This is a genomic window from Sagittula sp. MA-2 (assembly GCF_030126985.1).
Lineage (GTDB): Bacteria > Pseudomonadota > Alphaproteobacteria > Rhodobacterales > Rhodobacteraceae > Sagittula.
The window spans coordinates 2328493-2346746 of record NZ_CP126145.1; the positions used below are offsets into that span (position 1 = coordinate 2328493).

An 18254-nucleotide genomic window follows, 5' to 3' on the forward strand; every position below is an offset into this window, starting at 1 on the left:
TGCCCGGTCAGCCGATGCCGGGCGGGAATGCCACCAACTGGTCGGCGAACACAAGGAAGACCGCAGCCCCCAGCATCCCGTCGAACCGGTCCAGAAGCCCGCCATGTCCCGGGATCAGCGAGGAGGAATCCTTCACCCCCGCCTTCCGCTTCAGCGCGCTTTCCGCAATGTCGCCGATCTGGCTGGCCATGCTGAGCGCGATGGAAATCCCCATCAGCCCGATGCCCGCCCCGGCGAACCACGCAAAAAAGGCGCCCACCGCTGCGGCGGCGATCCAGCCCGCGACGGTTCCGGACCAGGTCTTCTTCGGTGACACCTTCGGCCAGAACTTCGGCCCGCCGATGGCGCGCCCCGCGAAGTAGCCGAAGACGTCCGTGACCACGACCACGGTGATCAGCCACAGCATCCAGACAAGGCCCAGCTCGTCCCTCAGGTCCATCATCCCGTAGCCCGCGAACAGGATCAGCGTCGCGAAGACGGCGTACCGGGTGCCCCCCTGCTCCATCCGGGTGAAACCCAGCATCGCCGGCGCCATCAGCAGCGGCAGGGCAAAGGACGGTGGAATCACGTTGGCGGCCAGAGCCACCAGGAAGGTCGCGGCGCCGAGGATGTACTGCGATTTCGTCCGCCCGGTATCGAGCAGGCAGACAAGTTCCCAGACCATCACCCCCGAGGCCACCGCGATCAGGACGTGGAACACCCAGCCCCCGGCCCAGACGGCGATCACGCCCACGGCGATCATCACGACGGCAGAGGCCAGCCGCACTTTCAGGTCGTCCCAGCGGTGTGCACTCATGCCTTCACGGCCCCGTACCGGCGGTCGCGCCGACCGTAGGCACCGCACAGACGGGCAAATTCCTCGGGCGTGAAATCGGGCCACAGGGTGTCGACGAATTCGTACTCGGCATAGGCCGACTGCCATAGCAGGAAGTTGGAGATCCGCGCCTCGCCGCTTGTGCGGATCACGAGGTCCGGATCCGGCAGGACGCGAGTGTCGAGGTAGCGCGGCAGGGTCTCTTCCGTAACGTCCTCGGACCGCAGTCGGCCCGCAGCCACGTCCTCCGCCAGCCGCTTGACGGCGCGCGCGACCTCGTCCCGGCCGCCGTAGTTCAGCGCAATCGTCAGGTTGGTGCCGGTGCAATGGCCGGTGATCGCCTCCGCCTCGTCCATCAGGCCGCGCAGCTTCGCGTCCAGCCGCGGGCGGTCGCCGATGAAGCGGACGCGGACGTTCTCCTTAACGAAGGCCTGCATCTCTTTCATGATGTAACGCCGGAAGAGGCTCATGAGCCCGGCCACCTCGACCTGCGTGCGACGCCAGTTCTCCGTCGAGAAGGCGAAGATCGTCAGGTAGTCGACGCCGGCCGCCGGACAGGCCTCGACGATCTCGCGGACGCGGCGGGCGCCGGCGTGGTGGCCGAACAGGCGCGGTCTGCCACGCATGGTCGCCCAGCGGCCGTTGCCGTCCATGATGATCGCCACGTGTCGCGGACCATGGGACTGGCTTTCGTCACGGCTCATTCAAGGCTCCTTCTTAGGCATCGGCCACGTCTGCGGGTTTCATAGCCGATCCCCCGGCCCTTGCCAAAGAGATAGTCGTGCAGGGTTTCAGCAGGTGCTGCGCACGTTGCACGGCGGTACCGCCCGGCCCGTTCAACGCAACTTCGGCCATGCGACCGGCGCCCTCAGCGCACACGGTTTGGGCAAGCGCGACATGAAAAAAGGGGCGGTCGCCCGCCCCTGTCGTCCTTATCGGTCACGCAGGGATCAGACCTGCATGATCTCTTCCTGCTTGTTCTCAAGCGCGGCGTCGACCTTTTTGATGTAGCTGTCGGTCAGCTCCTGCACTTCGCTTTCCCAGAGCTTGGCGTCGTCCTCGGACATGTCGTCCTTGTGCTTCTTGATCTGGTCCATGCCGTCGCGGCGGACGTTGCGGATCGCGACGCGGGCGTGCTCGGCATACTGGCCGGCCACCTTGCTCAGTTCGCGGCGGCGCTCCTCGTTCAGTTCCGGGATCGGCAGCATGATGATCGTGCCGTTGAGCTGCGGGTTGATGCCAAGCCCCGACTCGCGGATCGCCTTCTCGACCTTGCCGACCAGCGACTTGTCCCAGACGTTGATCGTGACCATGCGCGGCTCCGGCACGTTCACGGTGCCGACCTGGTTGATCGGGGTCATTGCGCCATAGGCGTCGACCATGATCGGCTCAAGCATCGAACCGGAGGCGCGCCCGGTGCGGAGCGAGGCGAATTCCGTCCTCAGCGAGCCCATGGCCCCTTCCATGCGCCGGGTGAGATCATCGGTGTCGAGTTCGAATTCGTCGGACATGAGCGTCTTGCCTCGCTTCGCTGAGCCTTTGTCGGTGCGCAGGCTTATTACGTCACCGCGCGCAGATCAATGTCTCTTGCCGGGTCCGCGTGGCGGCGACCTGTCCCCGGGCGTCCTCATCCTTCCTTAACGCCCCGTGTGCAAGACATGGATTTGCGGCGCCGTCCGCCCCGCACCGACCGAAACCGTGCAGGAAACGCCCTGCCTCGTGCCTTTTGGGAACCGCTGCCGGAACCGCCATGCATGTCTGCCTGATCCTCTTTCCCCAGTTCCCCATTCTGGGGTTCGTCCTGATCCGCGAGGTGCTGGAGCTTGCCAACCGCATCGCCGGACAGCCGCTGTTTTCCTGCCGCATCCGTACCGTGACCGGCACGGCCGTCGCCGCATCGGACGGGACGCGGATCGCGGCAGAGGCGCAGGATTGGGAGGGGGCGCAGGGTTTCGACCTCGTGGTGCTTTGTGCCGGGCCCCACCCGCTCGACCACCTGCCCATGGGCCTGCGCGGCTTCCTTGCGAGGGCGGAGGCGGCGGGCGCGACACTGGCCGGTCTGGACCAGGGCGCGCTGATCCTCGCGCGGTTGGGGCTGCTCGACGGACGGGAGGCCGTGCTGCCGCCCGATCCCGACCGGACCTATCCCCACATCGCCCTGTCGGAACGGACACATGCGTTCGACCGGCAACGGCTGACGTCTTCGGGCGGTCTGGCGACAGCGGAGGCGATGCTCGACTGGATCGCCCGCAGCCACGGCCCGGCGCTGGCCGCCCGCACCGGAGCGGCGCTCGGCCACGGCCGTGTCGCCGAAACCAGCCGGGCACAGGCGCTGGCGGCGCGCGCGGGCCATTGCGATCCGCTGATGACCCGCATGACAACCCTGATGGCAGCGCACTTGGATGCGCCATTACCTCTGCCGCGCATCGCTGCCGAACTGGACATGAGCCTGAAACGCCTGCGCCTGCGCTGCCGCAAAGCTCAGGGCAAGACCCCGGCTGAGGTCTACCTGGACCTGCGCCTGAGGCGTGCCGCGCAGCTTGTCGACGAAACAACGCTTACGGTAGCCGAGATTGCGGCGGCGACCGGTTTCGCCTCCCCTTCAGCCTTCACGCGCAGCTACGGGAACCACTTCGGCAAAGCGCCCCGGGCGCAAAGGGCGCAGCGGGCAAAGGCCGCCACGCCCACCGGCTGGGACGCGGCGACTGAGGCCGCCCGCCCCTCGGGGCAGGCGCAGTCTGACCTCCGGGATCAGGGAATGACGCGCGTGTAGGTGCCCTCGCCCGCCATGATTCCCCGGAAGCCGCCCGGCTCGTTGAGGGAGAACACCAGGAGCGGCATCTTGTTGTCGCGGGTCAGCGCGATGGCCGAGGCATCCATGACCTTGAGGTTGTTGCGCAGCACGTCGTCGTAGGTGACCTCGTCGTAGCGCTTCGCATCGGGGTTGTTCTTCGGATCGCAGTCGTAGATGCCGTCGACGTTCTTGCCCATCAGGATCGCCTCGCAGGCCATCTCGGACGCGCGCAGAGCCGCGGCGGTGTCGGTAGTGAAATACGGGTTGCCCGTGCCGGCGGCAAAGATGCAGATCCGTTTCTTCTCGAGGTGCCGCACCGCGCGGCGGCGGATGTAGGGTTCGGCGACCTCGTCCATCCGGATGGCCGAGATCACCCGGCAGTAGGCGCCCAGTCCTTCCAGCGCCGACTGCATGGCCAGCGCGTTCATCACCGTCGCCAGCATGCCCATGTAGTCCGCCGTGGTCCGCTCCATCCCCTGTGCCGAACCGGCGAGACCGCGGAAGATGTTGCCGCCGCCGATCACCATGCAGATCTCGACACCCATGTCGTGCACGGCCTTGATCTCGCGCGCGACGCGCTCGACGGTGGGCGGATGGAGGCCGTAGCCCTGATCGCCCATCAGCGCCTCCCCCGAGATCTTAAGCATGACGCGTTTGTAGGTTGTGGCGGGCTTGTCGCTCTCGCTCTCGCTCATGTTGCGCTCCCTATTTGCCGGGGGGTAATGTCGGGCACCTTCTGGCGGAAAAGCCCGCCCTCTGCAATGCCGCAGCGCAGGAACAGGCGCGACGAGGACCCCGAAGCTGATGCCCATGACCAATAAACTGGCCGAGCGCCTCGATGCCCTCGATCCGGACGTGCCGTTGCTGATCGCGGGACCGACGGCATCCGGCAAGTCGGCGCTGGCGCTCGAGATCGCCGAAAGGCAGGGCGGTGTCATCGTCAATGCCGACGCCATTCAGGTCTTTGCCGACTGGCGCGTGCTGACCGCCCGCCCCTCCGCCGAGGAGGAAGCCCGCGCGCCGCACATGCTTTATGGTCACGTTCCCGGCACGCGAGCCTATTCCGTGGGGGACTGGCTGCGCGATCTTGCGCCGCTGCTGAAGGGTGAAAGACCGATCATCACCGGCGGCACCGGGCTCTATTTCACCGCGCTGACCGAGGGCCTGGCCCGTATCCCCGACGTGCCCGCCGCTGTCCGGGCGGAGGGCGACGATATGCGGATGACACGTGGTCTCTCGGCGCTTGTCGATCAGTTGGACGCGCCCACCGCCGCTGTCATCGACCTCAGGAACCCCATGCGCGTCCAGCGGGCGTGGGAGGTGCTGCGCGCCACCGGAAAGGGAATCACCGCGTGGCAGGCAGAGACCCCGGCGCCTCTCCTGCCGGTCACGCGGGCGCAGCCCTTCCTCTTCGACGCGCCGAAGGACTGGCTGACCCCGCGGATCGAGCGCCGTTTCCGGCAGATGGTCCGGGACGGCGCGCTGGAAGAAGCGCGCGAGAACCTCGACACCTGGTCACCCGCCCTGCCTTCTGCCAAGGCCATCGGTGCGGCCGAGCTGATCGCCCACCTTCGGGGGCAGATGACACTCGACGATGCGATCGAGCGGGCGACGATCCTCACACGGCAGTTTGCCAAGCGGCAGCGCACGTGGTTCAAATCGCGTATGTCCGACTGGCCGCGTGTCACCCCGGAGGACCTGAACGCATGAACCGCCCCGGTTTCCTGAAGAACCCGATGCCGCCCGCCCCCGAGCGGACGCGCGGCCCGGTGCGGTGCGGGTCCTTCATGCTGGAGCTGCAGGGCGCGCCGTGGCGCTACCAACTGGCCCACGACCGCGAGGACAGCACGCTGTTGTGGATCACCAAGGGCCAGGGCCGTGTGATGGTGGCGGGTGTGCTGCGCGGCGTGTCGATGCACCAGGCGCTTTGGTTGCCGGCGGGTACGCTGTTCGCCATCGACCTGCAGCCGGGCACGCAGGCGCTGTTCGTACATGCGCCCACCGGGCTTGCCCCGAAAGAGCCGGAGACCCCGATGCTGCTGCGTATCCGCGACAGCTTTGCCCAGGCCGAGCTGACCGGCGAGATCGACGCCATGCACCGCGAGCTGACCCAGAAACGGGCGCTGATGCAGGACAGCCTTGAAGCGCGGGTGCGTCTGCTCGGTATCTGGCTGCACCGCCAGATCGAGAAGGGCGCCGCCGAGACGCCCAAGGACACTGCGGCACAGCGGCTGGCCCGCAGGTACGCGCAGGCCCTGACCCGCGATTTCCGTACTGCGCAGCCGATGGCCGCCTATGCCGATGCGCTGGACGTGACGCCCACGCACCTCAGCCGCATCTGCCGCCAGTGCTGCGGCAAGACGGCGGCTGACCTGCTGACCGAACGCAAGCTGCATGCTGCCCGGGTCGCCCTCGAAAGCCCGCGCCCGCCGGTCCAGGATGTTGCGAAGTCGCTGGGGTTTTCTTCGGCCGCCTACTTCACGCGGTTCATCCAGACGCACACGGGCAAGTCGCCGTCGCAACTGCGCACCGACGCGCGGAAGATGCTTGCCGCGCGCCATTGATAACGCGGGCACTTTTTCCATCCCTGCCACGGACGCGGGGCTTGCAACGCTGTCCGTGTCGCTTTTGAATATGAGCCATGTCGCTTTTCGACACCAGAACGCCGATGACAAGCGTTGACGCCTGAAAGGCAATGGTGCGCTATGAGGCACAAACAAAGGGGGGGCACCGGATGGCTCGGGACAGGAAGACGGCGTCCAGGAAGCCAACCCCGCATAATAACCAGAACATGTCACAGGGAGATGATGATGACATCGAAGGACACCCTGCAGCGGGTCCACCCGGCTGCACAGATGTACGCGCGCGAATTCAAGGCCGGGAAACTTGACCGCCGCGAATTCCTGACGCGCGCCACCGCGCTCGGCGTCTCCGCGGCGACGGCCTATGCGCTTGGCGGCCTCGGCAGCCCGGCGCAGGCGGCGGCCCACGCCCAGTCCGGCGGCACGCTGCGTATCCAGCAGGAGGTCCGCGCGCTGAAGGATCCGCGCACCTACGACTGGACGCAGATGGCCAACTTCTCGCGCGGGTGGCTGGAGTACATGGTGGAGTACAACCGCGACGGCACCGTGCGTGGCCTGCTGCTGGAAAGCTGGGAAACCAACGACGACGCGACCGAGTACACGCTGCACGTCCGGCCTGGCGTGACCTGGAACAACGGCGACGCGTTTACCTCGGCGGACGTGGTGCGGATGTTCGAATACTGGTGCGACAAGACGGTGGAGGGCAATTCGATGGCCGGCCGCATGGCCTCGCTGATCGACCCCGCCACCTCAAAGATGATCGAAGGTGCGGTCACCGCCACCGACGACATGACCGTGACGGTTACGCTGCCCGCGCCCGACATCGCCATCGTCGTCGGCATGGCGGACTATCCGGCGGCGGTCGTGCACGAAAGCCATGACCCCGACACCATGCTGACCAACCCGATCGGCACCGGCCCCTACCTGCCCGAAAGCCTGGAGGTCGGCGTGAAGGCCGTGCTGGTCAAGAACACCGATCACACGTGGTGGGGCGCAGACGCGGAGGACATCGGCGGCGCTTACCTCGACCGGATCGAGTTCATCGACTACGGCACCGATCCGGCCTCGTGGATCGCGGCAGTCGAGTCCGAAGAAGTCGACATGCTCTACCAGAACGTGAACGAGTTCATCGAGATCGCCGACGCCATCGGCTGGGAGAAGTCCGAGGTGGTCACCGGCGCGACCGTGGTCATGCGGTTCAACCAGCAGACCCCGGTGGGCGACGCTCCGGTCTACGACAATGCCAAGCTGCGCGAGGCGCTGGTCAAGGCGGTCGACAACTCGATCTGCCTGGAACTGGGCTATGCCGGCCGGGGCACCGTGGCCGCCGACCACCACGTCGCGCCGGTACATCCGGAATACGCCGACATCGGTCCGGCCGAATACGCCCCCGACGAGGTTGCCGCGCTGCTGGAGGAATCCGGCATGGCGGACTTCGAGCACGAACTGATCTCGCTCGACGACGGGTTCACCAAGAACACCGCCGACGCGGCGGCGGCGCAGATGCGCGACGCGGGCATCAACGTGCGCCGCACCGTCCTGCCTGGATCGACCTTCTGGAACGACTGGGCGAAATACCCGTTCTCGATCACCGAGTGGAACCACCGACCGCTGGGCGTGCAGGTGCTGGCGCTGGCCTACCGCACCGGCGAGGCGTGGAACGAGGCGGGGTATTCCAACCCGGAGTTCGACGCCAAACTCACCGAGGCCATGTCGATCTCGGACGCGGAGGCGCGCAGCGCGGTGATGAAGGACGTGGAGACCATCCTGCGCAACGATCACGTCATCATCCAGCCCTACTGGCGGTCGCTCTACCGGCACTTCAAGCCGGGCGTCGTGGGCGCCGAGATGCACCCCTCGTTCGAGATCCACGTCTACAAGCTGGGTCTCGCCGCCTGACGCGACATCCGATCGGCCGTCCTCCCCCGGGAGGGCGGCCTTTTCGATCCGGTCGGGCCCTGCGCGCGGTTCCGGACAGACCTCATGGAGGCGCCTTTGGGCCTGTTCATCCTCAGACGTGTCGGCACGATGATCCTGACCGCGCTCTGCCTGACCTTCATCGTCTTCTTCCTGACGAACCTCTACCCGAACCTCGAAAAGCTGGCGAAGTCCGAGGGCAACTTCCGGATGACCGACGTCGAGGTGGCGACCTTCCTGTCGAGCAACGGCTACCGCTCGCCGGTGGACCCGGAGGTGCTGGCCGCCTACCGCTCCGGCCAGATGACGCAGGAGGAGGCCAGCGCGCAGCTCAACACCGGCTTCGACCCGCGCCTTCTGCGGAACTACGCGGAGTGGCTGGGCGTGGCGCCGGGCTACGTGATCGAGACCCCGTCCGGCGAGGTCAACGCCCGCTGCCAGGCACCCGGCACGGCGCTGGAGGAAGCTCCGCGGTTCTGCGGCATCCTGCAGGGCAAGTGGGGCCGCTCCACCGTCTTCAAGGAACCGGTAGGTGACGTGATCGGCACGCGGCTGGCGCTGACCGGCCGGCTGATGCTGTGGGTCATGCTGCTGATGGTGCCCGCCGCGCTGATCGTGGGCGTTCTGGCCGGGATGCGCGAAGGCTCTCCGCTCGACCGGTCGCTGTCGACCTTCTCCATCGCGACCACGGCAACGCCCGAATACGTGTCGGGCGTGATCTTCATCGCGGTCTTCACGTCCTCCGCTGTCGGATTGAAGTGGTTCAAGGGATCGGCGACCTCGGCCATGGAGGCGCCGACCTTCGACAACTTCTTCCTGCCGGTGCTGACCATCGCGCTTTACGGCATGGGCTACATCGCCCGGATGACGCGCGCGTCCATGGCCGAGGTCATGAGCGCCCAGTACATCCGAACCGCCCGCCTGAAGGGCGTGTCGTTCGGCAACATCGTCCTGAAACACGCGCTGAGGAACGCGCTGATCGCGCCGTTCACCGTCATCATGCTTCAGTTTCCGTGGCTCCTGAACGGCGTGGTGATCGTCGAGTCGCTGTTCAACTACAAGGGCTTCGGCTGGACGCTGGTGCAGGCCGCCTCGAACAACGACATCGAGCTGCTCCTGGGCGTGTCGGTCGTGTCGGTGATCGTGGTGCTCGTGACGCAGCTCATCTCCGACATCGGCTACGTCTACCTCAACCCGCGCATCAGCGTCACCTGAAGGAGAGGCCCATGGACCCGCTGACATGGACCGGAAGCCTCGGCACCGTCCTCAACCCGATGCTCGTGATCCTCGTGCCCATGTTCCTGCTGGCCTTGGTGCTGCGCATCCTGTTGTCCTTCTTCGAGCCTGACACAGGCATACAGGCCAACCCGGACGGCACCATTGTCGCCACGGGTGGCATCTGGGGGCTGTCGCGGGCGACGGTCAACTGGCTGGGTGTGCTGCTTGTGGCGCTGGCGCTGGCCTACCTGATCGGCGGCATCGTCATGGACACCGCCGCGGGCATCCTCGGTGGTTTGGCGCGGCGGCTCCTGCCCGTGTGGATCGCCCTGACCGCGACCTTCGGCCTGTCGGTCGTCTACAAGCGCAGGCTGGGGCTTTACGGGAAACTGTTCGACTCGACCATCGGCATGATCGGTTTCGGTCTCGTGATGTTCTGGGTCTATACCGCGATCTTCACCGGCCTCTTCGACATGATCGCCACGCATGACCCGCTGGGCCAGAACGCGCTTCTGAAGAACAAGGTGCCCGGCACGCCGCTGGGGGAGGAAGGCGAGTATCCCTATTACCTGCTGGGCGGCGACAACCTGGCCCGCGACGTGTTCAGCCGGGTCGTGGCGGGCTCCACCATCGTCATGGCCATCGCGCCGCTGGCGACGCTGTTTGCCTTCATGGTCGGCATCACGCTGGGCCTGCCCGCGGGGTACTACGGCGGCAGGCTGGACACGTTCCTGTCCTTCCTCGCCAACCTGATCCTCGCCTTCCCGGTGATCCTGCTGTTCTACCTGCTGGTCACGCCCGAGATCGTGGCGACGGGCCTGCCGCAGTACATGGCGGTCGTGCTGTTCGTCTTCCCGCTGGTGATCTTCGGCGTGCTGATCCACGCGCGCTACCGCACGCAGCCGGCCAAGAACTGGATCTACCTGGCCGTCGTTCTGCTGCCCCTGACACTGGTCTACCTGTCACTGATCAACGCGCCTCTGTCGAAGATCGACTTCTGGTCGCTCGACCTGTTCGACGTACCGGGCGGTATCCTCGTGGTCTTCGTCTCGGTGGTCTTCGTGAACTCGCCCACCGTGTTCCGCATCGTGCGGGGCCTGACGATGGACATCAAGACCCGCGACTATGTCGCCGCCGCCCAGACCCGCGGCGAACGGCCATGGTATATCATGCTGTGGGAGATCCTGCCCAACGCCCGCGGGCCGCTGATCGTCGATTTCTGCCTGCGCATCGGCTACACGACGATCCTGCTGGGCACGCTGGGGTTCTTCGGGCTGGGCCTGCCGCCCGAAAGCCCGGACTGGGGAACCACGATCAACGAGGGCCGGCGCCTGCTGTCGGTCTACCTGCACCCGGCCCTGCCGCCGGCGCTGGCGCTCCTGTCGCTGGTGCTGGGGCTGAACCTGCTGGCCGACGGGCTGCGGGAGGAATCGTTGCGCGACTGAGACCTGCAGGACCGGGGGCCAGCCCCCGGACCCCCGAGGTATTTTCCGCCAAGATGAAGGACATGGTCCGTGAGAGACAAGATGACTGAGAGCTACGACGGCCCGATCCTCGAGATCGAGGGTCTTTCGATTTCCTTCTTCACGCGGCTCAGGGAGATCCCGGCCGTGATGGACTTCTCGGTCAAGGTGATGCCCGGCGAGGCGGTGGGGCTTGTCGGCGAGTCGGGATGCGGCAAGTCGACGGTGGCGCTGGGGGTGATGCAGGACCTTGGCCGGAACGGCAGGATCGTCGGCGGCGCCATCCGGTTCAAGGGGCGCGACCTGAACGCCATGAGCCAGGAGGAACTGCGCGACATCCGCGGGTCGGAGATCGCGATGATCTACCAGGAGCCCATGGCCTCTCTGAACCCGGCGATGAAGATCGGCCGGCAGTTGATGGAAGTGCCGATGATCCACAAGGGTGCGTCGGAGAAGGAGGCCCGCGCCCGCGCATTGCAGGCGGTCACCGACGTGAAACTGCCCGATGCGAAGCGGATCCTCGACAGCTATCCGCATCAGTTGTCCGGCGGGCAGCAGCAGCGGATCGTGATCGCCATGGCTCTGATGGCGGAGCCGTCGCTCCTGATCCTCGACGAACCGACCACCGCGCTGGACGTGACGGTGGAGGCGGCGGTCGTCGAACTGGTGAAGGAACTGGGCAAGAAATACGGCACCTCGATGCTGTTCATCTCGCACAACCTCGGGCTGGTGCTGGAGACCTGCGACCGGATCTGCGTGATGTATTCCGGCGAGGCGGTGGAGACCGGGTCCATCGAGGATGTCTTCGACCAGATGCAGCACCCCTACACGCAGGCGCTTTTCAGGTCGATCCCGCTGCCCGGCGCCGACAAGACGACCCGCCCGCTGGTGGCCATTCCCGGCAATTTCCCCCTGCCCCACGAGCGTCCGCCGGGCTGCAACTTCGGGCCCCGCTGCGACTATCTCGAGGCGGGGCGCTGCGATGCGGTCAACCGGGTTCCGATGGAGCCGGTGCCCGGAGACGAACGCCACCGCACGCGCTGCTTGAGGTTCCGCGAGATCGACTGGCATGCGCCGCCCGCCAACGTGGTGACCAGGGCAAAGGCGGAACCGGGGCGCACCATCCTGAAGATGGACGACCTGAAGAAGTACTACGAGGTCGCTGCCAACAAGCTGTTCGGCGGCGGGACCGGCCGGAAGGTGGTGAAGGCGAACGAGACGCTGACCTTCGAGGCCCGCGAAGCGGAGACGCTGGCCATCGTGGGCGAATCCGGTTGCGGCAAGTCGACCTTTGCCAAGGTGCTGATGGGACTGGAAACCGCGACCTCCGGCCAGATCCTGCTGGACAACCGCAACATCGAATCGACGCCCATCGAGGCGCGCGACACCCAGACCATTGCCGACGTGCAGATGGTCTTCCAGAACCCCTTTGACACGCTGAACCCGTCGATGACCGTGGGACGGCAGATCATCCGGGCGCTGGAGATCTTCAACCACGGCACGTCGGATGCCGAGCGGCGCGAGGAAATGCTGCGCCTTCTGGACCTCGTGAAGCTGCCCCGTGCCTTCGCCGACAGGATGCCGCGGCAATTGTCGGGCGGGCAGAAGCAGCGGGTCGGCATTGCGCGGGCCTTTGCAGGCGGTGCGCGGATCGTGGTGGCGGACGAACCTGTCTCGGCGCTCGACGTGTCGGTGCAGGCCGCCGTGACCGACCTGCTGATGGAGATCCAGCGCGCTCAGAAGACGACCCTGCTGTTCATATCGCACGACCTCTCGATCGTGCGGTATCTCAGCGACCGGGTCATGGTGATGTACCTCGGGCACGTGGTGGAACTGGGCACGACCGACCAGGTCTTTGCCCCGCCCTACCATCCCTACACGGAGGCGCTGCTGTCGGCCGTGCCCATCGCCGACACCTCGGTCAAGAAGAAGCACATCGTCCTCGAAGGCGACGTGCCCTCCGCAATGAACCCGCCGCCCGGATGCCCGTTCCAGACACGCTGCCGGTGGAAGTCGAAGGTGGCCGGGGATCTTTGCGAACGCGAGGTGCCGCCGGTCAGGACGCTCGCCGAAGGGCACCAAGTGAAATGCCATCTGCCCGACGCGGACCTGGCGGACATGGAGCCGGTGATCACCGTCGCGGCGGAATAGGCGGTCGGTCGCGCGACGGAGGCGAAAGGGTCCGCGCCGGTCGGATTGGCTTCGCCGGTGGGTGCGGGGCACATGGTTTTGGCGCGGCCTTATGGCTTTGTTCTTCGGATGGCTGCGGGTGGGGTTGCAACACCTCCGGCCCCTCGCCGCTGGCAAGGGTCTCACGTCTCCTAAGACTTCACGTTCGGCGCAGGCACGGGCGGCCCTTCCTCCTGCCGCGCAAGCGAAAGGGTGCGCTCCTCCCCGCCGTCGTGGGATGTGCGGACGTAGTATGGAGAAATCGACGAGAGCGCGAGAATCTCGGCCTGCTGGCGCAGGGTCAGGGGCGTGTCGAACCGGCAGTCGACGACAAGATCGCGGACCATGCTCATCCGGCCTTCGAACGGGTCATGCGTTCCGATGCGCAGCTGGAACAGCACCCCGCCTTCGGCGCCCCCGTCCCTGAGCGCGCCCATGTCATCGGGATGGAAGCGGAAACCGCCCCGTCCGAGTGTCAGGATCAGACCGTGCGCCTCCTCCTCGCCGAAGGTAAGGGTAGCGCCGACGCGGCAGGCGCGCCGGTTGTAGACAAGCGCAAAGGCCCAGCGGAGAGCAAGGTCCATCCCGAACAGCAGCGCGATGAAGACCACCATGAGGGCGAGCACGGCACCGCCGCTGACGACCTTGTTCTCCTCCAGCATCTTCTCGACTTCTTCCCAGTCGATACGGCCTTCGGTGACCGCCTCCCGAAAGGTCTCAGGCGCGTCGGCCTCGCTGTGCTGGCCGGCGCTGTTGCAGGCCAGTGTCGACTGATGTTCGAACTCCGCCAGCATCGCGCGCAGGTGTCGGGGGTCGTAAGGCGCCGAGGTGTAAGAAAGCCGCTCCCCCTCTGCCATCAGCTCCAGCGCGATGCCGCTGAGCCCGCCAAGTCGGTTGCGCTGCAGGTCATTGAGAATCGAGAATTCCGACAGCCCGTCCATCTGGGAGGCGATGCGTTCCGCCACAAGCTGGTCGATCGTTTGCTGTTTCTGCGGGAGGGCGGACAGGGTCCGGGCCAGCGACAGAAGACCGGCGGGCAGCTTGCATGCCTCTGCCCTGGCCACGCCGGGCATGAGTAGCATCAGCAAGATCACCGCGGTCACGACGAAAAGCCGCGCGCCTTGCACGGCCTTGCCCGTCCGCCTGCCGATCTCCGCGCGGCCCATAGCCCTCGTATCCCTTGCCACCGCTCTTAGCGCGGCAGGGTGCCATCAAAGCAATAATCCGGGATTAAGGCGCGGCGGTTACGGAGCGCGGAAGATCCGGGGTCAGCTGCCCCAGATCACCTTCACGTAGTTTTTCGTCTCGCGGTAGGGCGGCACGCCCTTGTGCTTTTCGACCGCCCCGGGACCCGCGTTGTAGGCCGCAAGCGCCAGGCGCCACGATCCGAACTTGCGGTACTGGATCTTGAGGTAACGCGCACCACCGTCGAGGTTTTCCGCCGGGTTGTGCGGGTCGACGCCAAGCGCCTTGGCCGTGGCGGGCATCAGCTGCGCCAGTCCGATGGCGCCCTTGTGGGACAGGGCCTTCGGGTTGAACCGCGATTCCTGCATCACGAGCCGCAGGAAAAGGTCCTCGGGAACGCCGTGTTTCTGGGCCGCGACCCTTGCGAGCACCGCGTATTCGCCGTTGTAGCGGCCCCGGTATTTCGGGACGGTGCCGTTCTCGGCACCTTCGACACCCCACTTGGTGGGCGTCACCACCTTCGGCGGCTGAAGCCGCACCGAACTCTTGTATTGTTGCGCTGCGCGACTGTCCAAAACTCCCGTCTGCGAGGAGAAAAGGTTCGCGCGGTTCTTGGTCGAAATAATCTCGGCCCCTGCACTTCCGGCTGTGATCGCCAGGAAAATGCTCAGGCCGACTGCCAAGCGTGCCCCCGCCATGGTCCGTCCCTTGTTCGTTGCCGCCGTGTTGTTCTGTTGGTCTTTGCGCGGGACTATACCCAAAAATCGCTCAATCGGAACCCCTGTGGTCCGCTCTGTTTGCCCCCCCTTTGCACCGCGTGTAGAAACGGCAGACATTCGCCGATGCGATTCTAGGTTTCGAGAGGGAGAAACATGGCCGGTTCCGTCAACAAGGTGATCCTCGTGGGCAATCTCGGGCGCGACCCGGAAGTGCGTACCTTCCAGAACGGGGGCAAGGTCTGCAACCTGCGGATCGCCACGTCAGAGAACTGGAAGGACCGCAATACGGGCGAGCGCCGCGAACGCACGGAATGGCATTCGGTCGCGATCTTCTCCGAGCCGCTGGCCCGGATCGCCGAGCAGTACCTGCGCAAGGGTTCGAAGGTCTACATCGAGGGCCAGCTTGAAACGCGCAAGTGGCAGGACCAGTCCGGTCAGGACCGCTATTCGACCGAGGTCGTGCTGCGCCCCTACCGTGGCGAGCTGACCCTGCTCGACGGCCGCAGCGATGGCGGAAGCGGTGGTGGCGGCGGCTCGTTCGGCGGCGGTGGCGACAGCTACGGTGGCGGCGGATATGACGACCGCGGTTACGACGACCGCGGCGGCGGTGGCAACGCCGGTGGCGGTTCCGGCCCCTCCCGCGCGCCGTCCCGCGATCTGGACGACGAGATCCCGTTCTGAGTCAGTCCCGGGTTCTGCAAACACAAACCGCCGCACATCCTGCGGCGGTTTTTTTTTTGCGCTGACACGTGGGCGGCGCGCCCTGTCAGTCCTGACGCTCCCCCGCCCCCAGCGGGCGCTCGTCCGGCTCCATGAAGCCGCACCCGACCAGCGCGCCCTCCAGCGCCTCCTCGGCATTGATGAGCGGAAGACCCATGACCATGCCGCCGCGCTGGCTTTCGATCACCACGCCCTTGCCGCCGCGCATCGCGCGGATCAGCGGCTCTTCGGGCACGACCGTCGCCGTGACTCCGTTGCTGATCGTGCGGAACGTCTTTTCGAAGGTCTGGCCGTCCACCGTCAGGTAGAAGGTCTGCTGGCCCGGTGGCGTGCCGGGGATCAGCAGATCGCTGATACCGCCCTGCTGACAGAAGTAATAGAGCCCCGACTGACCGTTCTGCGTGTCGATCCCCGCCCAGAGGATCGCACCGTCCTGGATCGCCCCGCCGTTCCACGTCGGGATATGGGTCGAGGGCTGGACATGGTTGGCATTGCACAGGCGCCGGATGCAGGCGTGGTAGTTGGGGGTGTCCCCCTCGCTCGCCAGGCAGTTGCCCATGCAGGAATTCGTCTGCGCCACCGCACCGCCGGACAGGACGGCCAACGCCACGGAAAACGCCGCTGCAACAGACTTCATTCAAATGCCCTCCAGAAAAATGGCCTTGGGAATTACGGCCACAGCCCCCGAGTCGGCGCAACCCTTGTTCGGCGGCAAGGCTTGGCCTATGTCTGCCCCTCGCAATCACCCTCAGGAAACAGACCCATGCCCATCCGCCTGCCCTCGGACCTTCCCGCCTTCGACGTGCTCACGCGCGAGGGCGTCATGGTCATGTCCGAGGAACAGGCCGCGCGGCAGGACATCCGACCGCTGCGGATCGGGCTGCTGAACCTGATGCCCAAGAAGATCCAGACGGAGAACCAGTTCGCCCGCCTGATCGGGGCGACGCCGTTGCAGATCGACTTCCAGCTGATCCGCATGACCGAGCACCAGACCAAGAACACCGCCGCCGAGCACATGGAGGCCTTCTACCGCCCCTTCGCCGAGGTGGCCGACTCCGGCGAAAAGCTGGACGGGCTCATCATCACCGGCGCCCCGATAGAACACCTGCCCTTCGAGGAGGTCACCTACTGGGAGGAGCTGACGCAGGTCTTCGACTGGACGCAGACGCATGTGCATTCCACCTTCGGCGTCTGCTGGGGCGGGATGGCGATGGTTTACCATTTCCACGGCGTGCCGAAGCACATGCTGGACGCCAAGGCCTTCGGCGCCGTGCGGCACATCAACCGCGCGCCGACCTCGCCTTACCTGAACGGGTTCTCTGACGACATGGTCATCCCCGTCTCCCGCTGGACCGAGATGAACCGCGCCGAGATCACCGCCGCGGGCCTGCCGATCCTGATCGACAGCGAGACGACCGGCCCCTGCCTCGTCGAGGACCCGGCGCACCGCGCGCTCTACATCTTCAACCACCTGGAATACGATTCCGGCACCCTGAAGGAAGAGTACGACCGCGACATCGCCGCCGGGAAGCCGATCAACGTGCCCGCGAATTACTATCCGGGCGACGATCCGGCGCTGACGCCGCAGAACCGCTGGCGCAGCCACGCACATCTTCTTTACGGCAACTGGATCAACCAGATCTACCAGTCGACACCTTACGAGCTATCCTCCATCGGGTCATGAACGACGCGACGGAGGACAGGTGAAACCGCTGATGTGGGCTGCATACGTTCTGGCGTTCGGGGCCGCGGCCTGGGGGCTGAGCCAACTGCGCGCCGGTCTGCGCGAACGCGCGGCAGAGGCCGCCTTCCCCCCCTCCGGCCAGTTCGTCAAGGTCGGCACGACGCGCGTCCACTACGTGACCAAGGGCGAAGGCCCGGACGTGGTCCTGATCCACGGCATGTCCGGAAACCTGCGCGACATGACCTTTTCGCTGGTCGACCGGCTGGCGCAGGGCTTCCGGGTCACCGCCTTCGACCGGCCCGGCATGGGGTATACCGACCGGCTGCACGACGGCGGCGAAACCATCGTGGAACAGGCCGCGCTGCTCTCTGCCGCCACCCGGGCGCTGGGGTTGGAGAAGCCCGTCCTCATGGGCCAGAGCTACGGCGGCTCCGTCGCGCTGGCCTGGGCCGTGGAATTCCCCGAGACCGTCTCGGCCCTCGTGCTGACCGCCAGCCCGTCCTACCCATGGGACGGCGGCATGTCACGGCTCTACAAGGTGAACTCCCACCCGATCCTCGGCGCCCTCGCCATCCCGTTCGAGGCGGCCTGGGTCCCGTCGAGCTACGTGCAGGGCGTGGTGGAAACCGTCTTCGATCCGCAGGACATGCCACCGGGCTACGACCGCCACATCGGCGCGCCGCTGACCATCCGGCGCACGGCGCTGAAGGCCAACGCCCTGCACCGCGCGGGTCTGCTCGACCAGATCACAGAGCTGGAGCCGCGCTATGACAAACTGTCCGTCATGCCGGTGGAACTGGTGCACGGCACGGCGGACGACACGGTGGGGCTTGGCATCCACTCCGAACCGCTCGCGGACCGTCTGCCCCACGCCCGGCTGACCGTGCTGGAGGGCGTGGGCCACATGCCCCACCACGTCCGCGAAGGCGCGGTGGTGGAGGCGATCCGGCGCGCCCACGAGCGCGCCCGGCATCGCGGCGACGACTGAC

At 66.3% G+C, this 18254-nt stretch carries 17 protein-coding genes; 10 read left to right on the plus strand and 7 right to left on the minus strand.

The window, feature by feature from the left end; translation table 11 throughout:
- Window positions 1–7: 7 nt before the first annotated feature.
- The 3 genes from QNI11_RS11285 to frr form a co-directional block, all read right to left on the minus strand.
- Window positions 8–796 carry a phosphatidate cytidylyltransferase gene (locus QNI11_RS11285; protein ID WP_283983465.1) on the minus strand — a complete coding sequence of 263 codons (789 nt, stop codon included), beginning with the start codon at window positions 794–796 and terminating at the stop codon, window positions 8–10.
- Window positions 793–1518, minus strand: coding sequence for a polyprenyl diphosphate synthase (gene uppS, locus QNI11_RS11290; protein WP_100930387.1), 726 nt, complete (start codon window positions 1516–1518; stop codon window positions 793–795). Before uppS ends, QNI11_RS11285 begins: the two co-directional genes overlap by 4 nt.
- A gap of 246 nt (window positions 1519–1764) precedes the next feature.
- The gene (frr, locus tag QNI11_RS11295) at window positions 1765–2325 is read right to left on the minus strand and encodes a ribosome recycling factor (protein WP_100930386.1); all 561 of its coding nucleotides are present in this window, start codon (window positions 2323–2325) and stop codon (window positions 1765–1767) included.
- A 239-nt stretch (window positions 2326–2564) separates the two neighbouring features.
- On the opposite strand from frr, the gene QNI11_RS11300 reads away from it, so the two are divergent.
- Complete coding sequence (locus tag QNI11_RS11300) at window positions 2565–3587, plus strand: GlxA family transcriptional regulator (RefSeq protein WP_283983466.1); 1023 nt, start codon at window positions 2565–2567, stop codon at window positions 3585–3587.
- Here the strand turns inward: QNI11_RS11300 and pyrH are convergent.
- A complete protein-coding gene (pyrH, locus tag QNI11_RS11305) occupies window positions 3566–4303 on the minus strand; it encodes a UMP kinase (protein ID WP_100930384.1) in 738 nt (245 codons plus the stop codon). The genes QNI11_RS11300 and pyrH overlap by 22 nt on opposite strands.
- 109 nt (window positions 4304–4412) lie before the next feature.
- Between pyrH and miaA the strand changes: the two genes are divergently transcribed.
- The 6 genes from miaA to QNI11_RS11335 all read left to right on the plus strand — a co-directional run bounded on the left by miaA (window position 4413) and on the right by QNI11_RS11335 (window position 12939).
- Window positions 4413–5318 (plus strand): tRNA (adenosine(37)-N6)-dimethylallyltransferase MiaA, encoded by a 906-nt coding sequence (gene miaA, locus QNI11_RS11310; protein ID WP_283983467.1) that lies wholly within the window; start codon window positions 4413–4415, stop codon window positions 5316–5318.
- Window positions 5315–6172, plus strand: coding sequence for an AraC family transcriptional regulator (locus QNI11_RS11315; RefSeq protein ID WP_283983468.1), 858 nt, complete (start codon window positions 5315–5317; stop codon window positions 6170–6172). The genes miaA and QNI11_RS11315 overlap by 4 nt, the downstream gene beginning before the upstream one ends.
- A 246-nt stretch (window positions 6173–6418) precedes the next feature.
- The gene (locus QNI11_RS11320; RefSeq protein ID WP_100931050.1) at window positions 6419–8089 is read left to right on the plus strand and encodes an ABC transporter substrate-binding protein; all 1671 of its coding nucleotides are present in this window, start codon (window positions 6419–6421) and stop codon (window positions 8087–8089) included.
- A gap of 96 nt (window positions 8090–8185) precedes the next feature.
- On the plus strand, window positions 8186–9322 hold the full coding sequence (locus QNI11_RS11325; RefSeq protein WP_283983499.1) for an ABC transporter permease: 1137 nt from the start codon (window positions 8186–8188) through the stop codon (window positions 9320–9322).
- Window positions 9323–9333: 11 nt separating this feature from the next.
- Window positions 9334–10770, plus strand: a complete 1437-nt coding sequence (locus tag QNI11_RS11330) for an ABC transporter permease (protein WP_283980208.1) — start codon at window positions 9334–9336, stop codon at window positions 10768–10770.
- Window positions 10771–10851: 81 nt separating this feature from the next.
- The gene (locus QNI11_RS11335; RefSeq protein WP_283980209.1) at window positions 10852–12939 is read left to right on the plus strand and encodes an ABC transporter ATP-binding protein; all 2088 of its coding nucleotides are present in this window, start codon (window positions 10852–10854) and stop codon (window positions 12937–12939) included.
- A 170-nt stretch (window positions 12940–13109) separates the two neighbouring features.
- Here QNI11_RS11335 and QNI11_RS11340 read toward each other — a convergent pair whose 3' ends face one another.
- Both QNI11_RS11340 and QNI11_RS11345 read right to left on the minus strand, forming a co-directional pair.
- On the minus strand, window positions 13110–14123 hold the full coding sequence (locus tag QNI11_RS11340) for a hypothetical protein (protein ID WP_283980210.1): 1014 nt from the start codon (window positions 14121–14123) through the stop codon (window positions 13110–13112).
- A 102-nt stretch (window positions 14124–14225) separates the two neighbouring features.
- Window positions 14226–14840, minus strand: coding sequence for a lytic transglycosylase domain-containing protein (locus QNI11_RS11345; RefSeq protein ID WP_283980211.1), 615 nt, complete (start codon window positions 14838–14840; stop codon window positions 14226–14228).
- A gap of 174 nt (window positions 14841–15014) precedes the next feature.
- Between QNI11_RS11345 and ssb the strand changes: the two genes are divergently transcribed.
- Window positions 15015–15542 carry a single-stranded DNA-binding protein gene (ssb, locus tag QNI11_RS11350; RefSeq protein WP_283980212.1) on the plus strand — a complete coding sequence of 176 codons (528 nt, stop codon included), beginning with the start codon at window positions 15015–15017 and terminating at the stop codon, window positions 15540–15542.
- An 85-nt stretch (window positions 15543–15627) separates the two neighbouring features.
- Here ssb and QNI11_RS11355 read toward each other — a convergent pair whose 3' ends face one another.
- A complete protein-coding gene (locus QNI11_RS11355; protein ID WP_283980213.1) occupies window positions 15628–16218 on the minus strand; it encodes a hypothetical protein in 591 nt (196 codons plus the stop codon).
- Between the two features lie 126 nt (window positions 16219–16344).
- Here QNI11_RS11355 and metA point away from each other — a divergent pair, with 126 nt between their 5' ends.
- A complete protein-coding gene (gene metA, locus QNI11_RS11360) occupies window positions 16345–17265 on the plus strand; it encodes a homoserine O-succinyltransferase (RefSeq protein WP_100930376.1) in 921 nt (306 codons plus the stop codon).
- Between the two features lie 19 nt (window positions 17266–17284).
- Window positions 17285–18253, plus strand: a complete 969-nt coding sequence (locus QNI11_RS11365; RefSeq protein ID WP_283980214.1) for an alpha/beta fold hydrolase — start codon at window positions 17285–17287, stop codon at window positions 18251–18253.
- The last annotated feature ends 1 nt before the right edge of the window (window position 18254 follow it).

Excerpts from the sequence above, each read along its gene's own strand:
- metA (WP_100930376.1), top strand. The coding sequence starts at position 16,345 with ATGCCCATCCGCCTGCCCTCGGACCTTCCCGCCTTCGACGTGCTCACG.
- miaA (WP_283983467.1), top strand. The coding sequence starts at position 4,413 with ATGCCCATGACCAATAAACTGGCCGAGCGCCTCGATGCCCTCGATCCG.
- frr (WP_100930386.1), bottom strand. The coding sequence starts at position 2,325 with ATGTCCGACGAATTCGAACTCGACACCGATGATCTCACCCGGCGCATG.
- QNI11_RS11355 (WP_283980213.1), bottom strand. The coding sequence starts at position 16,218 with ATGAAGTCTGTTGCAGCGGCGTTTTCCGTGGCGTTGGCCGTCCTGTCC.
- QNI11_RS11315 (WP_283983468.1), top strand. The coding sequence starts at position 5,315 with ATGAACCGCCCCGGTTTCCTGAAGAACCCGATGCCGCCCGCCCCCGAG.
- QNI11_RS11340 (WP_283980210.1), bottom strand. The coding sequence starts at position 14,123 with ATGGGCCGCGCGGAGATCGGCAGGCGGACGGGCAAGGCCGTGCAAGGC.
- pyrH (WP_100930384.1), bottom strand. The coding sequence starts at position 4,303 with ATGAGCGAGAGCGAGAGCGACAAGCCCGCCACAACCTACAAACGCGTC.
- QNI11_RS11345 (WP_283980211.1), bottom strand. The coding sequence starts at position 14,840 with ATGGCGGGGGCACGCTTGGCAGTCGGCCTGAGCATTTTCCTGGCGATC.
- QNI11_RS11330 (WP_283980208.1), top strand. The coding sequence starts at position 9,334 with ATGGACCCGCTGACATGGACCGGAAGCCTCGGCACCGTCCTCAACCCG.
- QNI11_RS11320 (WP_100931050.1), top strand. The coding sequence starts at position 6,419 with ATGACATCGAAGGACACCCTGCAGCGGGTCCACCCGGCTGCACAGATG.
- ssb (WP_283980212.1), top strand. The coding sequence starts at position 15,015 with ATGGCCGGTTCCGTCAACAAGGTGATCCTCGTGGGCAATCTCGGGCGC.
- QNI11_RS11335 (WP_283980209.1), top strand. The coding sequence starts at position 10,852 with ATGACTGAGAGCTACGACGGCCCGATCCTCGAGATCGAGGGTCTTTCG.
- uppS (WP_100930387.1), bottom strand. The coding sequence starts at position 1,518 with ATGAGCCGTGACGAAAGCCAGTCCCATGGTCCGCGACACGTGGCGATC.
- QNI11_RS11300 (WP_283983466.1), top strand. The coding sequence starts at position 2,565 with ATGCATGTCTGCCTGATCCTCTTTCCCCAGTTCCCCATTCTGGGGTTC.
- QNI11_RS11285 (WP_283983465.1), bottom strand. The coding sequence starts at position 796 with ATGAGTGCACACCGCTGGGACGACCTGAAAGTGCGGCTGGCCTCTGCC.